We start from the raw sequence: 18,845 nt of genomic DNA on the forward strand, positions 1-18,845 counted from the left end.
GCATATACCGGAGGCAGGCAGGATGAGCGATATCGCCGAATACGAACGCCGGATCAGCTTTGCACTGGAGCGGATTGGCCGGGGGGTCGAGGTTCTTGGCGCAAGGAACGGCGCGCCCGCACCCCGCCCCGAGGCCGAGGCGCCGCCGGCGGCCGGCGCGGCCGCGCAGGACGATGCCGAACTGGCCGCGCTGCGCGACGCCCTGGAGGCCGAGCGCACCGCCAATGCGCAGCTTTCCGAACGGGTCCGCGCGATCCGCGAAAAGCAGGAGACCACGCTCTCTGCGCTTGAGAAAAAGCTGGCGCAGGCGACGCGGAACCTTGACGCCGCGCAATCCGAGATCACGCGCCTCAGGCGGGCCAATGCCGAGCTGGTGGCCACGAACAGCCTGCTCAGCGATGCCGAGGGCGCGGTGGAGCCGCATCTGATCAACCGCGCCATGCAGGCCGAGCTTGAGGCGCTGCGCGCCGCGCGCGCGGCCGAGGCGCAGGAGATGGGGACGATCCTCGGGGCGCTGGACCCGATCCTCGAGGCGGCGGAAAAGGCGACGGAGACTGGCCATGGCTGAGCTGAAGATCACGATCGGCGGGCGCGATTTCGAGGTGTCCTGCCAGGACGGGGAAGAGCATTTCCTGCGCGCCGCGGCCGAGCTGCTGGATGCCGAGGCGAATGCGCTGATGGGCGCGATCGGCGGGCGCGTGCCCGAGGCGCGCATGCTGCTGATGGCGGGGCTGATGCTGGCCGACAAGACCGCCGGGATCGAGGATCAGCTGCGCGAGGCCCGCAATCGTGCCGACGCGGCCGAGGCGGCGCTGGAAGAGGCGCGGGCCAATCCCGCGCGCACCGAGGTGCCGGTCATTCCCGCCGATGTCACCGAAACGCTGGCCGAGATCGCGGCGCGCGCCGAGGCGCTTGCCGACCGGGTCGAGGAAGCCGTCTGAGGCCCGTCCGGGCGGGGCGCAGGGCGGCCTATTCTGCCGCCTTCATCTGAAATCCCGCCGCAAGCTGGTCCGACGGGGCGACCGGGTATTCCCCCGAGAAACAGGCATCGCAATATTGCGGGCAGGCGGCATCGCGCCCCGATGCCGCGCCCGCCGCGCGATACAGCCCGTCAAGCGAGACGAAACGCAGGCTGTCCACGCCGATCCATTCGCGCATTTCCTCTTCGGTCATGCGCGCGGCCAACAGCTTGGCGCGGTCAGGCGTGTCGACGCCGTAAAAGCACGGCCAGGCGGTGGGCGGGCTTGCGATGCGGAAATGCACCTCGGCCGCGCCGGCCTCGAGGATCATCTCCTTGATCTTGCGCGAGGTGGTGCCGCGCACGACCGAGTCGTCCACCAGCACGACGCGCTTGCCGCGCACCAGCCCCTTGTTGACGTTCAGCTTCAGCCGCACGCCCATGTTGCGGATATGCTCGGTCGGTTCGATGAAGGTGCGGCCCATATACTGGTTGCGCGTGATGCCAAGCGCGAAGGGAATGCCGCTTTCCTGGCTGTAGCCGATGGCCGCGGGGGTGCCGCTGTCGGGCACGGGGCAGACCAGGTCGGCCTCGACCGGGGATTCGCGCGCCAGTTCCACCCCGATCTGCAACCGCGTCTCATAGACCGAGCGGCCGCCGATGATACTGTCGGGGCGCGAGAAATAGACATGTTCGAAGATGCAGAAACGCGACTTGGCCACCGGGAAGGGGCGGGTGCTGTCGATCTTGCCGTCCTGGATCACCACCATCTCGCCCGGCTCGATCTCGCGCACGAATTCGGCGCCGATGATGTCCAGGCCACAGGTCTCTGACGAAAGCACATAGCCTGCCTCGCCGATCCGGCCAAGCACGAGCGGGCGCACGCCAAGCGGATCGCGCACGCCGATCAGCTTGGTGCGCGTCATGGCAACCACCGAGAACGCGCCCTCGACCCGGCGCAGCGCATCGGCGATGCGATCCGCGTGGTGCTTCTGGATCGAGCGCGCCATCAGGTGGATGATGCATTCGCTGTCCGAGCCGGACTGGAAAATCGCCCCGCGCTCGATCAGCTCGCGCCGCAGCGCGTCGGCATTGGTCAGGTTGCCGTTATGGGCAACCGCACAGCCGCCCATCGAGAATTCGCCGAAGAAGGGCTGGATGTCGCGGATCACCGCGCCCTTCGCCCCGGCGGTGGAATAGCGCACATGCCCGATTGCCAACTGGCCGGGCAGGGTTTCCATCAGGCTCGCCTTGGTGAAGTTGTCGCGCACATAGCCGAAGCGATGCGCCGAGTTGAAACCCTGTTGTGGGTCATGGGCGACGATGCCGCCGGCCTCTTGCCCCCGATGTTGCAGCGCGTGCATGCCAAGCGCCACGAAATTCGAGGCGTCGGCCACGCCGATCACGCCGAAAACGCCGCATTCCTCCTTCAGTTTGTCATCGTCAAAAGGGTGCGACAGGAAGGGGCGCGCCGGGTTGGTCATGGGGGAGGCTCCGAATCCGGGGAGGTCACGGCGTCATTTAATGGCAAACCGCGGGACTGTCACGCCCCGCGGCCCGGTATTTCTGTTACAGAACGGTCACGTTTTCCGTAACGCTCAGTTGGCTGCCGCCGGTGCAGCGCATTTGCTGACCAGTTGTTCATAGCGCGAAACGATCCAGCCGGGCGCATCCTCGGGCATGGAGTCGTCGACCTGGCCGCTCATGCGTTCGAACACCTTGGCGGAACGGGAATCGTCCACCATCGGGATCGCCTCGTTCACCACGACGCGGTCATAGACGACGAAAGCCACCGCCACGAGAACGACGCCCCGCAGCACACCAAACAGAAAGCCCAGCCCCTGGTCGATGCCGCCAAGCGCCGAGCGCTGCACGACCGAGGCAAACAGCGGCGTCAGGATCGAGAAGACGACAAGCGCAAGCGCGAAGACCGCCGCGAAGCCGCCGATTGTGGCCAGTTCGCAGCTGTCGCCCAGGAACTTGTCCAGCACCGGGATCTGCGCGATCAGCGGGCGGGCCGCATCGGCAAAGACATAGGCAAGCACCGCCGCCGCGATCCAGCCCGCGATCGAAAGCCCCTCGCGCACGAAGCCGCGGCTGTAGGCAAGCACCGCGGACAAGACGATTATGGCCGCCACGATGGCGTCGATGATGGTAAAGCCTTCCATGCTGTCCTTCCTGCGGCGGCGCGCGTCAGCCCGCGCCAAACATGTCCCCAACAAATGTCACGAGATCGGGCAGCTTGCGCAACGCCATCCCGCCGCCCCCTTCGGCCTTTGTCCGTTCCGGGGCGATCGCTTGTGAAAAACCAAGTTTCTCGGCTTCTTTCAACCTGTTTTCGGCCTGACCGACCGGACGCAGCGCGCCAGACAGGCTGATTTCGCCAAAAATCACCATATCGGGCGGAAGTGCAACATCTTCGCGCGCGCTCAGAAGGGCCGCGGCAAGGGCCAGATCGGCGGCGGGTTCCTGCACCTTCATGCCGCCCGCCACGTTCAGGAACACGTCCAGCCCCGCGAAGGGAATGCCGCAGCGGCTTTCCAGAACCGCGAGGATCGTCGACACGCGCCCCGAGTCGAGTCCCACCACCGTGCGCCGCGGCGAGGCGAGCGAGGAGGGCGCGACCAGCGCCTGGATCTCGGTCAGGACCGGCCGCGTGCCCTCGATCCCGGCAAAGACGGCCGAGCCGGGCGCGGCCTGTCCGCGTTCGGACAGGAACAGCGCCGAGGGGTTCGCCACCTCGGACAGGCCCCCGCCGGTCATCTCGAACACGCCGATCTCGTCGGCGGGACCGAAGCGGTTCTTCACGGCGCGCAGGATGCGGAACTGATGGCCGCGCTCGCCCTCGAAATAGAGCACCGTGTCGACCATGTGCTCGACCACGCGGGGGCCGGCGATCTGGCCCTCCTTGGTGACGTGGCCCACAAGGATCACGGCGGTGCCGCGCTTCTTGGCGAAGGTCACCAGCTCGTGGCAGGCCGCGCGCACCTGACTGACAGATCCGGGCGCGCTGTCGACCATGTCGGCCCACATGGTCTGGATGGAATCGATCACCACCAGATCGGGGCGCTCGGCATCGAGCGTGGTCAGGATGTCGCGCAGGTTGGTCTCTGCGCCCAGTTGCACGGGCGCGTCGGCAAGGTTCAGGCGCTGCGCGCGCATGCGCACCTGAGCGGCGGCCTCTTCACCGGAAATGTAAAGGGATTTCAGCCCGTTGCGCGCGAAACTTGCAGCGCCTTGCAACAGCAGCGTGGATTTCCCGATGCCCGGATCGCCGCCCACAAGGATGGCCGAGGACGGCACCAGCCCGCCGCCCAGAACGCGGTCCAGCTCTTCCATGCCCGAGCGGGTGCGCGGGGGCGGCGGCTCTTGCGTGGCAAGGCTGCTGAGCGGGATCGCCCGCCCCTTGGCCGCGCCAAGGCTGCGCGTGCCGGGCCCCGAGGACAGGGCCGCCTCTTCCACGATGGTGTTCCATTCGCCACAGGCATCGCAGCGCCCGCTCCATTTGGAATGGGACGCCCCGCAGGCGGAACAGGTGAATGAGGATTGAGCCTTGGCCATGTGCCTTCCTGCCCGATCGTCGCGGGCGCTTCAAGACCGGGGCGCGGGGCGCCGCGCCGCAAGGTGGGAAATCGCCAGGCTGGTCAGCACGCAGCCGGTGAAAAGATAAAGGCCCCAGCCGGTCTCGATCCGGCCGACGCCCACGCCCTTGGCCAGCACGATGTAAAGCGCGATCAGGAAGATGTCGGCCATCGCCAGTTTTCCCAGGATTTGCAGCGCCGGCAGGATGCGGGGCGAGGCCAGCCGGAACTGCACCATCGCAAGGCCGAGGGTTTTCACATAGGGCGCGAAAAGCGCGAAGAGCGTCACCAGAAGCGCAAGCGCCACATCCTTTTCCCACAGCGCCTGAAGCCCGGTGATCACCGAGATCGCGTCAAGCTCGAAGAACGGCAGAAGGCCCGCGCGCAGAAGCGGCGCAAACCACGCGATCGGGAACAGCACGAGGAGGGCAAGGTTTGCCCACCGCAGCATCAGCGCACCGACTCGATCGGCCCTTCGGCGCGGCCGTGGATGAATTGCTGGACGTAAGGGTCGGATGTTGCATCCATTTCCTGGATCCGGCCGGTCCAGCGCACCTTGCCGCCATGCAGCATCGCCACCTTGTCGGCGATGGCGCGGACAGAGGTCATGTCATGCGTGATGGTCATCGCCGTGGCCCCCATCTCGACCACGATCTCGCGGATCAGCTCGTTGATGACGCCGGCCATGATCGGGTCAAGCCCGGTGGTGGGTTCGTCGAAGAAGATGATCTCGGGCTCGGCGGCGATGGCGCGCGCAAGGCCCACGCGCTTTTGCATTCCACCCGACAGTTCAGCGGGAAAGAGGTCCGCCACCTCGGGTTTCAGGCCCACGCGGCGCAGCTTTTCGATGGCGATCTCGCGCGCTTCGGCCTTTGGGCGCTTCTTCAAGCCGCGCAGCAGCCGGAACGCGACATTTTGCCAGACGGGGAGGGAATCGAACAGCGCGCCGCCCTGAAACAGCATCCCGAAGCGGGCCAGAAAGGCATCGCGGGCGGCTTTCTCCACGTCCTGACCGTCCAGCGTGATGGCGCCGCTGTCTGGATGAATAAGGCCGAGTATACACTTGAGAAGAACGGATTTTCCTGTTCCGGAACCGCCGATGATGACCATGCTTTCGCCGCTCGGGACGGTCAGGTCCACCCCGCGCAGCACCGCGTTGGCACCAAAGGATTTATGCACGGATTTCAGTTCGATCATGCCGAGAAGAACGCCTCCGTCAGAAGGTAGTTCGCCGCCAGGATCAGCACCGAGGCACCGACCACCGCCGATTTCGTGGCGCGGCCCACGCCCTGCGCGCCGCGGCCCGAGTTCATTCCGTGATAGCAGCCCATCACCGCCACGATGAAGCCGAAGGCCGCGCCCTTCACCAGGCCCGAGCCGACATCCCAGAATTCAAGGAAATCCCAGGTGTTCTTGAGATAGCTGGCCGAGTTGAAATCAAGCCGGTTCACCCCCACGAGCCAGCCCCCCATGATGCCGATCACATCGCCCACGCCGACCAGCACCGGCACCGTCATCGTCGCCGCAAGGACACGCGGAACCGTAAGGTATTTCATGGGGTTGGTGGACAAAGTTACCAAGGCGTCGATCTGTTCGGTCACTTTCATCGTGCCGATTTCCGCCGCGATGGACGAGGCCACGCGCGCCGCCACCATCAGCCCGCCCAGAACAGGGCCAAGCTCGCGCGTCATGCCGATGGCCACGATCGAGGGCACCACGGATTCGGCCGAGAACCGCGCGCCCCCGGCATAGATCTGCAACGCAAGCGCCGCGCCAGTGAAGACCGCCGTCAGCCCAACCACGGGCAGCGACAGCCACCCGATCTGAAGGCAGGCATAAAGAAACTCGCGCAGGTAGAACGGCGGGCGCAGCACATGGGCCAGCGTATCGAGGCAGAAAAGCGCGAACCGCCCCGTGGCGGCCAGCCCGCCCAGAACGGTGCGCCCAAGATGCGCAAGGGGGGTGGCAAGGCTCACGCCGCGCTCCCGCCATAGTGGCGCTGATAGCGTTGGCCAAGCGAGGTCAGGATCTCGTATCCGATGGTGCCGGCGACATCGGCCAGATCGTCCACGCCCTGATCGGCGCACAGGATGTCAAGGGCCTTTGGGGCCTCGGGCAGGTGGGTGATGTCGACGGTGATCAGGTCCATCGAGACGCGCCCGACGATCGGGCAGGGCGTGCCGTCGGCCCAGAGTGTGCCAATCCCCGACAGGGTGCGCATCAGCCCGTCGGCATAGCCGGCGGCCACCGTGGCGATGCGGCTGTCGGCTTCGGCCTGCCAGGTGTTCGAATAGCCCACGGTCTCGCCCGCCAGCACGTCGCGCACCTGCACGACGGGCAGCGTCAGGCGCACGGCGGGGCGCGCCTCTTCATAGGGCAGGCCGCCATACAGGCCGATGCCGGGACGGGTGAGGTCGAAGTGATAGTCCGGCCCCAGCAGGATGCCCCCCGTCGCCGAAAGCGAGCGCGCCACGCCAAGACCGTCGGTCATGCGGCGAAACTCGGCCAGCTGGCGGGCGTTCATCGCATCGGCGGGATCGTCGGCGCAGGCCAGATGGCTCATGACAAGGCGGGGCCCCGAGGCCAGCACGATCGGCGCCACGGCCTCCCATTCGGCCGCTTCCATACCCAGGCGGTTCATGCCGGTATCCAGCTGCACCCCGAAGGCCGCGCCGGGCAGGGCCTCGAAATGCCGCGTGACCTGTTCGAGAGAGTTCAGCATCGGCGTCAGGCCAAGATCGCCGATCATCTCGGTATCGCCCGCCATATGGCCCGAAAAGACAAGGATCTCGGGCCCTTCGCCAAGGGCCTGGCGCAGGGCCGCGCCTTCCTCGGCGGCGGCAACGAAGAACTGTTGTGCGCCCGCCCGCAGCAGCGTGCGCGCCACCCGCGCCGCGCCAAGGCCGTAGCTGTCGGCCTTGACCACCGCGCCGGTGCGCGTGGAAGGCCCGCTCAGCGCGTCAAGCGCGCGCCAGTTGGCGACGATTGCGTCAAGGTCGATACGAAGCGATGCAGTAGCCATGGCGCTGTTTTGACAGCCCGACCGCGAAGGTCAAGGGGAATTGGCCGGGCGCGCGCGCATGCCGCCTAGAATGCGTCCGAACCGTCGCCCTGCCAGGCCTTCGCCAGATCCGAAAAGCGGGTGAAGCGCCCCTCGAAGGCCAGCTCGACCGAGCCGATGGGGCCGTGGCGCTGCTTGCCGATGATCACCTCGGCCTTGCCATGCACCTGTTCCATGATCTGCTGCCAGGCGGCCATCTTTTCCAGTTCGTGATCGCCCGGCTTCTCGCGTTCCTTGTAGTATTCGTCGCGGTAGACGAACATCACCACATCGGCGTCCTGCTCGATCGAGCCGGATTCGCGCAGGTCCGCCAGCTGCGGGCGCTTGTCCTCGCGGCTCTCGACCGTCCGGCTCAGCTGCGAAAGCGCGATGACGGGGATGTTCAGCTCTTTCGCAATGGCCTTGAGGCCCTGCGTGATCTCGGACACTTCCTGCACCCGGTTCTCGCCCTTGCCGGTGCCGCGCAGAAGCTGAAGATAGTCCACCATCACGACATCGAGCCCATGCGTCCGCTTCAGCCGCCGGCAGCGCGCGGCAACCTGGCTGATCGGCAGGGCGGGCGTGTCGTCGATGTAAAGCGGGCAGCTTTCCAACGCCTTCGCGGCCTCCACGAAGCGGCGGAATTCGCCCTCGGTCATGTCGCCGCGGCGGATCTGCTCCGAGGGAACCTCGGACGCCTCGGACAGGATCCGCGCGGCCAGCTGCTCGGCCGACATCTCGAGGCTGAAAAAGCCCACCACGCCGCCCTCGACGGCGCCTTCGCTGCCATCGGGGCGCTGCCCGCGCTTGAAGGCCTTGGCGATGTTGAAGGCGATGTTCGTGGCCAGCGAGGTCTTGCCCATCGACGGGCGCCCCGCAAGGATCAGAAGGTCGGAGGGATGCAGCCCCCCCAGCTTCTTGTCCAGATCGCGCAGCCCCGTGGAAACGCCCGCCAGCCCACCGTCGCGCTGATAGGCGGCATTAGCCGATTGCACGGCCTCGGTCACGGCCTTGAGGAAAGAGACAAAGCCCTTTTCGGCCTGGCCCTGCTCGGCCAGCCGGTAAAGCGACTGCTCGGCCGCGACGATCTGCTCGCGCGGGTCGTCCTGCACCACCACTTGCGCTGCGCGCGCCGAAATGTCGCCGCCCAGCCGGATCAGTTCGCGTCGCACGGCCAGCTCATAGATCATCTGCGCATAATCGCGCGCCGCATAGGCCGCGATCGCCGCGCCCGCGATGCGCGCCAGATAGGCCGGGCCGCCAAGTTCCTTCAGCCCCGGATCGTCCTCGAGAAACGCCTTGAGCGTGACCGGAGAGGCAAGCGCGTTCTTCTGGATGCGCGCGATGGCAACCTCGTAGATGCGCTGGTGGACCGGCTCGAAGAAGTGCTCGGGCTTGATGATCGCGGCCACGCGGTCATAGATGTCGTTATTGGTCAGGATCGCGCCCAGAAGCTGCTGCTCGGCCTCGATGTTATGCGGAAGCGTGTCCGCATTTGCCGGAAGGGCCGGGGAATTCGCGATTGCGCCGCCGTCGTTCATGATCTGCCTCTGCTTGCCCGCCGCGTTGCCTTATCCCGTATGCGTCGCCCAGGCCATCTGGATAACTCGGGGGACAACCGGCCCGTTCCGGGCCGGTCAGGTGGCGCTTCTTGTGGGTCTTTTGCGGCAGGCTACCACCGGTGGTGCCCGCTTGTCCAATTCCGCGAAGATCCCCGATTCGGCCCCGAAACGCTCCACAGCCGGTCCACAGGGATACCCCCGGATTTCTCGCTCCCGCTCAGCCCTTCTTGCGGGCCTGCTGCCAGGGGCGCGGGTTGGTCAGGAAGGCCTCCACCTCGTCAAGCGTGTCCGCATCGAAGGCACCCTGCGCGCGGGCCTCGGCCAGAACGTCCCACCAGGTGCACAGGAAATGCAGCTTCACCCCGTGCTTCTCCAGCGTGGGCACGGTTTCGGGGAAGATCCCGTAGTAGAAAATGACGGCCGTATGCGCGCAGCTTGCCCCGGTTTCGCGGATCGCATCGACAAAGCTCAGCTTCGAGCCGCCATCGGTCGTCAGATCCTCGACCAGAAGCACGCGGTCGCCCTCGGACATCGCGCCCTCGATCCGGGCGTTGCGCCCATATCCCTTGGGCTTCTTGCGCACATAGCTCATCGGAAGGGCAAGCCGCTCGGCCACCATCGCGGCGAAGGGGATGCCCGCGGTCTCGCCGCCCGCGATATTGTCGAACGCCTCGAACCCCGCATCGCGCATCACGGTGACGGCCATGAAATCCATCAGGGTCGACCGGATGCGCGGATAGCTGATGAGCTTGCGGCAATCGATATAGGTCGGCGAGGGCAGCCCCGAGGCCAGGACGAACGGCTCGGCCGCATTGAAATGCACCGCCCTGATTTCCAGAAGCATCCGCGCGGTCAGCCGGGCAATCTCTTCGCGGGCGGGAAACGAGCTGGGGATCATGTCATAAGTCCTTGTCGTGCGGTTTTCATCTTCGTTCAAATATCCCCCGCGGAGCGTCCGGCGCCCGAGGGGGGCGGGGGGCGTCACGCCCCCGCGCGCGGTTATCCTTGGCCGGCCTGCGCCTCCGGCGGGGATATTTCCGCAAAGGTGAGGGGGTCAGTCGAGCACATGCCAGAAGACCGGAAAGCCCGGATCGAACACCGTCACGGGGCCGGCGCCGGTGATGATCCTGGCGGGCCAACTGGCCGGGGTTTCGGTTTTCGCCAGTGTCAGGGTCCGGGTGTTTTCCGCAAGGCTGTAGAATGCCGGGCCATTGCGGCTTGCAAAGGCTTCGAGGTTCTCCAGCCGGCCTTCCTCGTCGAAGACATGCGCCAGAAGCTGCATCGTATTGGTTGCGGTGAAGCAGCCCGCGCAGCCGCAGGCATGTTCCTTCAGGTGGTCGGCATGGGGGGCGCTGTCGGTGCCGAGGAAAAAGCGCGCATCGCCGCTGGTCGCGGCCTCGCGCAGGGCCAGGCGGTGGGTCTCGCGTTTGGCCACGGGCAGGCAGTAGTAATGCGGCTTGATCCCGCCCACGAGAATGTGGTTGCGGTTGATGATCAGGTGGTGGGTGGTGATCGTCGCGCCCAGATCGTCGCCCTGGCTGCGGGCGTAGTCCACCCCGTCGCGGGTGGTGATATGTTCCATGACCACGCGCAGCCCCGGCGTTGCGCGGCGCAGCGGGTCGAGCACGGTGTCGATGAAGACGGCCTCGCGGTCGAAGATGTCGACCTCGGGCGTCGTCACCTCGCCATGCACGCAAAGCGGCAGGCCGATTTCGGCCATGGTTTCCAGCACCGCACGCACCTTGTCGAAATCGCGCACGCCCGAGGCGGAATTGGTCGTGGCACCCGCGGGATAAAGTTTCACCGCCTTCACAAGCCCCGAGGCGGCGGCGGCCGCGACGTCGGCGGGGTCGGTCTCTTCGGTCAGGTAGAGCGTCATCAGCGGCTCGAAGCTGCTGCCTTCGGGCAGGGCGGCGCGGATGCGGTCCCGATAGGCCTCGGCCTGGGCGGCGGTCACCACGGGCGGCACCAGGTTCGGCATCACGATGGCGCGGGCGAAATGGCGCGTGGTTTCGGGCAGTACGCCTTGCAGCATCGCGCCGTCGCGCAGGTGCAGGTGCCAGTCGTCGGGGCGGCGGAGGGTGATCTGGGTCATGGCTATTGGCCTACACCGGCTCTGGTCCCGAATCCAGAGGCGGATTTGCGCCCGCGCGGATTTGCGGGGCTTGCGATGTGCGGTCGGCGGGGGCAACCTTTGACCAGCCCGTGACCCGATCAGAGAAAGGCCGTCAGATGCGCCGCTACATGTTGCTATTTCCCTTGCTTGGCGTGACCGGCTGCAACGATCCCGGCTTTACCGGGGTGGGCGGCGTCCTGGCAGTCGAGGAAGGCGAGGTGGCCGCATGCCGGCTGGTTTCGCATATCTCGATGGAGCCCGGCGTCTATGGCCCGGTTCTGGCCGAACAGGGGCTGCGCTATGCGCGCAACAAGGTGCTGGAGCAGGCGCGTCAGGACGGCGCCAACCGCGTCGTGTTCGATCGTGTCGAACCCGGCGCCGATGTCTACGAGGTCCGCGCGCGCGCTTTTGCCTGCTGAGGGACGTTTGGTGGGCCGTGCATTTGCTGCATGGCGGCGTTGCGGAAATGTCGATTGTTGCGGCAGGAATGCCATACTATTCCCTGTCGCAGGGGGGAAACTGTCCTGTCCTAATCCATCAGGGGTTTCCAAATGGCACATACGTCCGCTGTCGCACCGCGCGAACAAAGCTTCTTCAAGGCCATAGGCCTGAACACCGAGGCGATCACCCGCTTCATCAATGCCTATTTCGAGCGTCGCTGCCGCACCGGCGAGATCGCGCGCCTTGAGGCGATGAGCGACGAGGAATTGGCAAAGCAGGGTATCCGCCGCGACCAGATCGTGCTGCATGTCTTCCGCGACCGCCTTTACGCCTGAACCTGCGGCACCTTATCGCTTGCCCCGCGATTGCGGGGCGCCGATACTCTGACCGATGGTCCGTCAGTCGGGCCGGGAAGGAGAGGCCATGTCCAGCGATGCCGAACCCAGAAGCCTGACCGAAGTTCGCGGGGATCTTGTCCTCGCAGCGCTTTGCGTCGGGCAATTCCATGCGCCCTGCCAGATCGAGGAGGATTGCCTTCTTGTCAGGGCGGATGCGAGCCTGCTCGAGTCGCTGCGGGCCCTGGGGCTGCGGCTGCGTCAGGTGACACGCGCCTTCAATCCCGCGCCGATGTTTGCGCCCACGGGGTCGACGGCAGGCCATGGGCGGCGCTCGGTGCATCACCATGTGTCGCATCTGCATCCCGAGGATGACGAAAGCGAACCGCCCGCCTCGAACGCCTGATTGCGTCAGGCGCGCGGGCGTGACGGGGGCAGGACTGTCCCGAATTCCTGCAATTTCTGCTCAAGTTGCGTCAGCCGGGCGCGGAAACGCGGCGCGTTCAGCCGTTCGGCGACGTTGCGGCACAAAAGCGCGTTTAGCAACGGGCGCTGTGCCTCTTCCAGCCGGGCAGACAGCGCGCGCAGATAGCGCGGCAGGTTGCGGCGCGTGCGGTAATGGCGCCAGAAGGCGAGCGCGTCGAACCGCCCGGCGCAGGCATCGGCAAGGATTGGTTCCAGAATGCCCATCTCGGCCAGAACGGCGGTTGCCGGTTCGCCAAGATGGCGGCAGGGCAGCAGCGTGACATGCGTGCGGTAGAACAGCGCGGCGTGCATCGCATCGAAAGGCAGATCTGGATCGAACAGGATAAAGGCGGTTTCGGCCCCCTCGATCATCTCGGGGGCAAAGCCGTAGCGGCTGGTAAAGTCGATGCGGCGCATGTCACGAAAGCGCGTGTCCCAGCCCGCCAGACGCGGATCAAGCGTCGCCTGCGGTTGCAAGGCGATTACTGTGCAGCCCGGTGCGGTGACGGAAAAGGCCGCCGCCGCATAGCCGCACGAACCTTCGCCGAAAAAGATCACGCGCTCGAAATCATCGTAGAACCCTTCGTCCACGAGGCGGTCGAAGAAGGCAAAGACCTCGGGGGTGCGGAACCAGCTGACCTCGTCGGCGATCAGCGTAAGGCTGGAGACGCCTTCGCCCTGCGCGACGGAATATCCCAGCGGGATCTGGTCGTGCCGCCGCGTGCGGATGTCGGCGCGCAATTCGAAGCTGACCAGAAGCACGGGGCCGCGCTCGGCAAATATCGCGCGGTGAGATGTGCCGAGCGGCGTATGAAAACCGGCTTTGTTACCGATCTCTCGCAGCCGGTCATTCCATTCGGCATCGTTATATTCGCGCATTTTGGTCCCGGTCTTTCCTGAAATAACCAACCTCATGTCCACCGGGTCGGGGCCTGACCGGCGGTTTAACTTCTTATCTGCCTGCAAACAGGGCAAAAATTCGATGTTGTCTGGTTTTATGCGTGGACTGTCTCCGAACCGCCTGACAATTGTCAGGTCTGGCTCAATTTGTTTCCTGTGTGGCTTCACGGGCACGCAGGCCCAGCTTGGTCATCCGCGCGGCCCCCTCCGCCGACAGCGGCAGGCTTGGCGGGGTCAGCATCAGGCGGCCGAAAAGCGCGCGGAATGGTTCTTCCAGCATCAGCCGCGTGAACCTGTCGTGACGCCAGGCCACGGCGGCGGCGTGCAGGGGGCCAAGCACCGGGTCGGCGTGCAGCTCCGCCACCCCCTGGGCCGTGGCCTCATCGTAGCGGCGGATCGTCGCGTCCAGCTCGGAGCAGAAGTTCCGCTCGACCCAATAGGACAGATCGAAGGCCGAGGCATCGCGGTTGGCCCGCCCGCGATCGCATTTCAGCACATAGCTTTCCATCGCGCCAAGCGCGTAGTGGTTGATCTGCGCAAAGCGGTAATTGTCCTGCCCCGGCACGGAAAAGACACGGCCGTTAAGGAAGGCGGCAGGCAGTTCGCGTCCCGAACCGTCGAACCAGCGCGGTGCGCCGGGATGGTCCGGGTCAGGATTGCGCGGGCGATGGACACCCAGTTTGCGGTAACGTCCGTTGTTGCGAAACAGCGTCTTGAACATCACCGCCCGCCACGGCCAGAGCATCCGCGCGGGCGCCGCGCCGGGAAAGCAGGCGGTGACGGGCGTATCGGTGAACCCGACCACGCCGCAATTCCCGAACAGCCGCCAGGTCAGCGGGATCGCGTCGGCCTTTGGCAGAGCGGCCAGAAGGTCGTCCAGCCGGCCCGCGCCGGCATGGATGTTCACGAATTCGTCGATGTCGAGGCTGATCGCCCAGTCGGCGGCGCGCAGGGCAGGGTGCGTCTCGGCCCGTTTCAGCGCCGCCCATTGCGGGCCTCGCGGCCACGGGCCGGGATTGGGGATGTGCACGATGCGCCCGATTTCCGCCAGCCGGTCCAGCATCCGGTCGGTGCCGTCGTCGCAATCGTTGGAAAAGACAAGGAAATCCGTGAACCCCACCGCAAGGTGATGGGCCAGCCATTCCAGCAGAAAGGCGCCTTCATTCTTGACTGTCAGAACCGCAAGAAACCGCATGGCGCACCATGTCACGCCGGGGGCGTAATGGGCAAGGGCGCGCTCAGTGGCGGGCCTCTCCGTCGTGATGGACGGTGAAGAAGAAATCGGGCGGCAGGTCGCGCAGATGCAGGTCGGGGGGGATGACGCCGGGGCCTGCGTTGAACACGGCCGAGCCGAAGACATGCAGCATGCGCGACAGTTTCTCGAACCGCTCCGAGGTCAGTTCACCATAGAAATTCTCGTAGTTTTCCGTGGCGCGTAGTTCGGCAATCTTGGCGCGATGCGCCGCGACTGCCGCGGCATGGGCCGCCGCGATCTCGGGGTCGGCCATCAGCCGGTTCCACTCGGTGCGTAACGCGGGCAACATGCGCTGGATCGAGCGATCCTCGACCGCGTTGTGGTTCATGCGAAACCAGTAGTTCAGCCCCTGATCGCGGTCGACATGGTTCACCCGGCCGCGATCGCGCTTCACAAGGAAGCTTTCGGCCGAGCGCACGGCATAGTGGTTCAGCTGCACCCAGTCATAGCCATAGGTGTCCAGCGAGGAGCGCCAGCCGTTGCGGAACATCGCGCGCGGCATCGGGCGGCCCGAACCGTTCAGCCATTTCACCTGGTCCCAGAGGTCGGGGATCAGCCCCTTGGGGCGGTGCACGCCAAGCTTCTTGTAAAGGTCGATATTGCGAAACAGCGTCTTGAAGCCCCAGGCCTGATGCGGCTTGCGCACCAGTTCGGGCGCGCAGGTGTCGAACTGCTCCAGCAGGAAACGGTCCTGGTATTCGTGCACGTCGCAATTGCCGAACAGCCGCCAGGTCAGGCTGATCATGTTGGCCTCGCCCATGGCGGCGTAAAGCGCGCCAAGCGTGCCGTCGCCGATCTTGATGTTGATGAACTCATCCACATCCATGCAGATCGCCCATCCGCAATTCTGGATCACGGGCTCGGATTCGGCGGCCTGAAGGGCGGCATGCTGGGGCCGCAGGTCCATCGTCCGGAACGGGTTTTCGCGGTGCTGCACGATGCCCTTGGCTTCCAGCATGGACAGCATCGTATCGGTGCCGTCGGTGCAGTCATTGGTGTAGATCAGGAAATCCTCGACCCCGATCGCGCGATGATAGGCCAGCCATTCCAGGATGAAGGGGCCTTCGTTCTTCATCGTGGTCACGATGCAGGTGCGCCCGCCCTCCAGCGCGTGCGCGGGCGCCGCGCGGGGTTTGGAGACGGGGGGGCGGATCGGCTTGTGGCCCCAGACGCGCGTGGCCAGATCCAGCAGCCCCGCGTCCTCCACCAGCGAGGTCTTGGGCGCCAGCTCCGAGGCCGCGCGGCCGGGCACGCGCAGCGCCATGGCGCGCCAGAAGGGGAAAATCGCGTCCGGCGCGGGCTGTGCATAGGCCACGCGCACCATGCGCCAGGTGGCGTTCAGTCCGGCCTTTTCGGGCGCCACACCCCAGCGTGCGATACCGCGCCGGGCGTCGAACTGGCGGCAGACATGATCACCGAAGCGCGCGGGCTGACCGGTGCGCACGCGCCAGGGGTAGATCCGCCGCCCCACAAGCATCACGACGCCCGATTCCGCCCGCTGGCAGGCCTCGAAGGCCGAGGGCGTGCCATGCGGATGCGGTGCCAGAAGGTCGGTCACATCCAGTGTCAGCACCGCGCGGGCGCGGGCCAGGAAGCGCCACTTCACGATCTCGGGCAAAAGCCCCTGCCCAAGCGGCGCGCGCCAGGGATCGGGGGCGGGGGGCTCCATCCGGTCCTTGCCGGGGGCGTCGGGGGCCAGGAACAGGTGGCTTTCGGGGCCAAGATCGGGCTTGCCAAGCGGCACCGGGCTTTCAAGGATCGCCACCGCCATGTGCAGCTCGCGCGCGCGCATCCCTTCTTCCAGGGCGCGGGCAAACTCCTCGGGCGTGCCTGCGGGGCTGTCGGGCGGAGCGCGGTTCACGATCACCGCCCCTTCGGCACCGTGCAAATCCTCGTGCCAGGACAGCCAGTCGAGCACGCTCTCCACGCTTTCCTCAAGCCGCTGGCCAAAGAGGCAGTTGAGCCCGGCGAAAAGCGCCGTGTCGGGGGCGTCGGGGCCGATCGGGCGGGCCGTGCCATCGGCCAGAAGCAAGGGGCAGGGCGCGGCGGTGGGCCATTCCGCCACCACCATCACACCGCCCGACACCGCGCGCCTTTCGCGCAGGACGGGGCCGCCCTCGGGCCAGGTTTCGGCAATCGCCTCGGGTTGGCTGGGTGCGGCGAAAAAGGCCCGTACTTCATGGCGTTGGCCGTTCGGGCCGGCCTCGGACCACGCCACCGCATCCAGAAGCGCGGGGGCGCCGTCATCGACCCGCATCTGCCGCCGGATCACGACCAGTTCGACCATCCGCCCGTTGCCCTTTCCGCAGCCTTTGTGCGCCCCGCTTTCCTAACACGAAGCGGCAGGGGTGCAAACGCAGGCGCATGCAGGCCAATCCCTTGCCATTTTGTCGCAGCCCCCGCGAAACGCAACTTGACCTAAGTCAAAGTAGGTTCGCCCGGACAGGCATAGGACTTGCCTATCGGATCCCCGATCTCCCTGAAACTGCGGCTCTCCCGCCGCCGGGATCCGACCGAGGATAGTGACGGTCTCCCTCGTCCTATCCCCCAATGCGCTGCGGGCCTCCCTCCCGCAGCGCTTTAATTTTTAGCGCCCCGAATTTTCAGAACCCCGACCCGAACTTTCAGAACCCCGAATCGTGATCCCGGCAAAGGGCGGCAGGCAGATCTTCGCGCAGGGCCGGGCGGGCGCCGCAAAAGAAAAACCTCCCGCAGGGCGGGAGGTTTCGTGCAGTCTCTCGGTGATCGGCGCCTTATGCGGGGGCGATCATCATCACCATCTGGCGGCCTTCAAGCTTGGGCATCGATTCAATCTTGCCCGCATCGCCCACATCGGCGGCAACCCGGTTGAGAAGCTCAAGCCCAAGCTGCTGGTGCGCCATTTCGCGGCCGCGGAAGCGCAGCGTGACCTTCACCTTGTCGCCTTCGCCCAGGAACTTCATCACCGAGCGCATCTTGACGTCGTAGTCATGCGTATCGGTGCCGGGGCGGAACTTGATTTCCTTGATCTCGATGATCTTCTGCTTCTTGCGCGCCTCGGCCTCGCGCTTTTGCTGTTCGTATTTGAACTTGCCATAATCCATGATCTTGCAGACCGGGGGAACGGCGTTGGGCGAGATCTCGACCAGATCCAGCCCGGCTTCCTCTGCCATCGTCATAGCGCGTGCGGGGGTCACGACCCCGACATTTTCGCCATCGGCCCCGATCAGGCGGATCTCGGGCGCGCGGATACGGTCATTGACACGGGGGCCGGTATCGCGCTGCGGCGGGGCATTATGGGGTCTGCGGGCTATGGTGGCGCTCCTTCTATGGCCATGTGCGGAATGGCGCGCAAAATAGTCCCGCAATCGGCAGCTTTCAACCGGATTCGCGTTTTACCGCCTATCCGCGGCATTTAAGCAGGCCCAAACCTTTTCATCCAGTCAAAGCAATGCCATATACAGCGCGCTTACATTGTTCTCCTGACAAAAGGGAGTAGGAAGATGAACAAGGCACTGGCACTTGTAGTCGTTGTCGCAGCGATCGCTGCGGGGGCCTATTTTTACATGAATTCGCAAGAAGCGCAGGAAGCGGTGAATGATGCCGCGACCACGGCGACCGAGGCAGCGGACGCTGCCGGTGAAGCGGCAAGCGAAGCGGTGAACGATGCCGCAACCGCAGCCGAGAACGCGGCAGAAGCCGCCGGCGACGCCGCAAGCGAGGCTGTCGATGCCGCGGGCGAGGCGGTGGATGCCGCGGCAGAAGCGGCCGGCAATGCCGTCGATGCCGCAACCGAAGCGGCCGGCGATGCCGCCGATGCGGCGGCTGAAGCAGCCGGCGACGCGGCCGGGGCGGCCATGGATGCGGCCAATGACGCGGCAAGCGCCGCGGGCGAAGCCGTCGACGCCGCCACCGATGCGGCCGGCGAGGCTATGGATGCCGCAGGTCAGGCCGTCGAGGGCGCAGGCGATGCCGCCGGTGAAGCTGCCAGCGACGCGACTGAAGCCGCGGGCGATGCCGCCAATGCTGCCACCGAGGGCGCATCGGATGCGATGTCGACCTCGCTCGACGATCTGTCGGGCATGATTGAATCCTCGTCGCTCGATCCGGCGATGAAAGGTTCGCTCCAGCAACTGATCGAGTCCGCGAAAGCCAACCCGGCGATGACCGATCAAGTCGTGGCCGAGGTCAAGAAAGCGCTCGGGATGTGATT

At 65.9% G+C, this 18,845-nt stretch carries 20 protein-coding genes; 6 read left to right on the plus strand and 14 right to left on the minus strand.

The genetic code is table 11. From position 1 onward, the window contains the following. Nucleotides 1-22 precede the first annotated feature (22 nt). The gene (locus AC4PTO_RS08020; protein WP_492733211.1) at nt 23-568 is read left to right on the plus strand and encodes a hypothetical protein; all 546 of its coding nucleotides are present in this window, start codon (nt 23-25) and stop codon (nt 566-568) included. Then, the gene (locus tag AC4PTO_RS08025) at nt 561-941 is read left to right on the plus strand and encodes a cell division protein ZapA (protein ID WP_492733212.1); all 381 of its coding nucleotides are present in this window, start codon (nt 561-563) and stop codon (nt 939-941) included. The genes AC4PTO_RS08020 and AC4PTO_RS08025 overlap by 8 nt, the downstream gene beginning before the upstream one ends. Before the next feature lie 28 nt (nt 942-969). Here AC4PTO_RS08025 and purF read toward each other — a convergent pair whose 3' ends face one another. From purF to pyrC, 10 genes are all read right to left on the minus strand, one after another. After that, the gene (purF, locus tag AC4PTO_RS08030; protein WP_492733213.1) at nt 970-2,442 is read right to left on the minus strand and encodes an amidophosphoribosyltransferase; all 1,473 of its coding nucleotides are present in this window, start codon (nt 2,440-2,442) and stop codon (nt 970-972) included. 114 nt (nt 2,443-2,556) lie between these two features. Beyond that, nucleotides 2,557-3,126, minus strand: coding sequence for a CvpA family protein (locus AC4PTO_RS08035; protein ID WP_492733214.1), 570 nt, complete (start codon nt 3,124-3,126; stop codon nt 2,557-2,559). Nucleotides 3,127-3,151: 25 nt separating this feature from the next. Beyond that, nucleotides 3,152-4,519, minus strand: a complete 1,368-nt coding sequence (gene radA / locus AC4PTO_RS08040; RefSeq protein ID WP_492733215.1) for a DNA repair protein RadA — start codon at nt 4,517-4,519, stop codon at nt 3,152-3,154. A gap of 30 nt (nt 4,520-4,549) precedes the next feature. Then, the gene (locus AC4PTO_RS08045) at nt 4,550-4,990 is read right to left on the minus strand and encodes a paraquat-inducible protein A (protein ID WP_492733216.1); all 441 of its coding nucleotides are present in this window, start codon (nt 4,988-4,990) and stop codon (nt 4,550-4,552) included. Next, nucleotides 4,990-5,736 (minus strand): ABC transporter ATP-binding protein, encoded by a 747-nt coding sequence (locus AC4PTO_RS08050; protein ID WP_492733217.1) that lies wholly within the window; start codon nt 5,734-5,736, stop codon nt 4,990-4,992. The genes AC4PTO_RS08045 and AC4PTO_RS08050 overlap by 1 nt, the downstream gene beginning before the upstream one ends. Further along, the gene (locus AC4PTO_RS08055; RefSeq protein ID WP_492733218.1) at nt 5,733-6,515 is read right to left on the minus strand and encodes an MlaE family ABC transporter permease; all 783 of its coding nucleotides are present in this window, start codon (nt 6,513-6,515) and stop codon (nt 5,733-5,735) included. Before AC4PTO_RS08055 ends, AC4PTO_RS08050 begins: the two co-directional genes overlap by 4 nt. After that, nucleotides 6,512-7,561: an alanine racemase gene (gene alr, locus AC4PTO_RS08060; RefSeq protein ID WP_492733219.1), complete on the minus strand. Its 1,050-nt coding sequence runs from the start codon at nt 7,559-7,561 to the stop codon at nt 6,512-6,514. The genes AC4PTO_RS08055 and alr overlap by 4 nt, the downstream gene beginning before the upstream one ends. Before the next feature lie 65 nt (nt 7,562-7,626). Beyond that, nucleotides 7,627-9,120 carry a replicative DNA helicase gene (locus AC4PTO_RS08065; RefSeq protein WP_492733220.1) on the minus strand — a complete coding sequence of 498 codons (1,494 nt, stop codon included), beginning with the start codon at nt 9,118-9,120 and terminating at the stop codon, nt 7,627-7,629. A gap of 238 nt (nt 9,121-9,358) precedes the next feature. Further along, nucleotides 9,359-10,039: an orotate phosphoribosyltransferase gene (locus tag AC4PTO_RS08070; protein ID WP_492733221.1), complete on the minus strand. Its 681-nt coding sequence runs from the start codon at nt 10,037-10,039 to the stop codon at nt 9,359-9,361. A gap of 156 nt (nt 10,040-10,195) precedes the next feature. Beyond that, nucleotides 10,196-11,236, minus strand: a complete 1,041-nt coding sequence (gene pyrC, locus AC4PTO_RS08075; protein ID WP_492733222.1) for a dihydroorotase — start codon at nt 11,234-11,236, stop codon at nt 10,196-10,198. A 137-nt stretch (nt 11,237-11,373) separates the two neighbouring features. On the opposite strand from pyrC, the gene AC4PTO_RS08080 reads away from it, so the two are divergent. The 3 genes from AC4PTO_RS08080 (at nt 11,374) to AC4PTO_RS08090 (ending at nt 12,439) form a co-directional block, all read left to right on the plus strand. Next, nucleotides 11,374-11,676 (plus strand): hypothetical protein, encoded by a 303-nt coding sequence (locus tag AC4PTO_RS08080; protein ID WP_492733223.1) that lies wholly within the window; start codon nt 11,374-11,376, stop codon nt 11,674-11,676. Between the two features lie 132 nt (nt 11,677-11,808). Further along, a complete protein-coding gene (locus tag AC4PTO_RS08085; protein ID WP_492733224.1) occupies nt 11,809-12,033 on the plus strand; it encodes a hypothetical protein in 225 nt (74 codons plus the stop codon). Nucleotides 12,034-12,121: 88 nt separating this feature from the next. Next, nucleotides 12,122-12,439 (plus strand): urease accessory protein UreE C-terminal domain-containing protein, encoded by a 318-nt coding sequence (locus AC4PTO_RS08090; protein WP_492733225.1) that lies wholly within the window; start codon nt 12,122-12,124, stop codon nt 12,437-12,439. 5 nt (nt 12,440-12,444) lie between these two features. Here AC4PTO_RS08090 and AC4PTO_RS08095 read toward each other — a convergent pair whose 3' ends face one another. From AC4PTO_RS08095 to infC, 4 genes are all read right to left on the minus strand, one after another. After that, complete coding sequence (locus AC4PTO_RS08095; RefSeq protein ID WP_492733226.1) at nt 12,445-13,377, minus strand: phosphoadenosine phosphosulfate reductase; 933 nt, start codon at nt 13,375-13,377, stop codon at nt 12,445-12,447. A 163-nt stretch (nt 13,378-13,540) separates the two neighbouring features. Next, nucleotides 13,541-14,593, minus strand: coding sequence for a glycosyltransferase family 2 protein (locus AC4PTO_RS08100; protein WP_492733227.1), 1,053 nt, complete (start codon nt 14,591-14,593; stop codon nt 13,541-13,543). Between the two features lie 43 nt (nt 14,594-14,636). After that, nucleotides 14,637-16,940, minus strand: a complete 2,304-nt coding sequence (locus tag AC4PTO_RS08105) for a glycosyltransferase family 2 protein (RefSeq protein WP_492733228.1) — start codon at nt 16,938-16,940, stop codon at nt 14,637-14,639. A gap of 466 nt (nt 16,941-17,406) precedes the next feature. After that, entirely contained in the window at nt 17,407-18,000 is a 594-nt protein-coding gene (infC, locus tag AC4PTO_RS08110) for a translation initiation factor IF-3 (protein ID WP_492733229.1), read from the minus strand. Between the two features lie 135 nt (nt 18,001-18,135). Here infC and AC4PTO_RS08115 point away from each other — a divergent pair, with 135 nt between their 5' ends. Then, on the plus strand, nt 18,136-18,843 hold the full coding sequence (locus AC4PTO_RS08115) for a hypothetical protein (protein ID WP_492733230.1): 708 nt from the start codon (nt 18,136-18,138) through the stop codon (nt 18,841-18,843). The last annotated feature ends 2 nt before the right edge of the window (nt 18,844-18,845 follow it).

It is taken from the genome of Rhodobacter maritimus, from assembly GCF_058747975.1.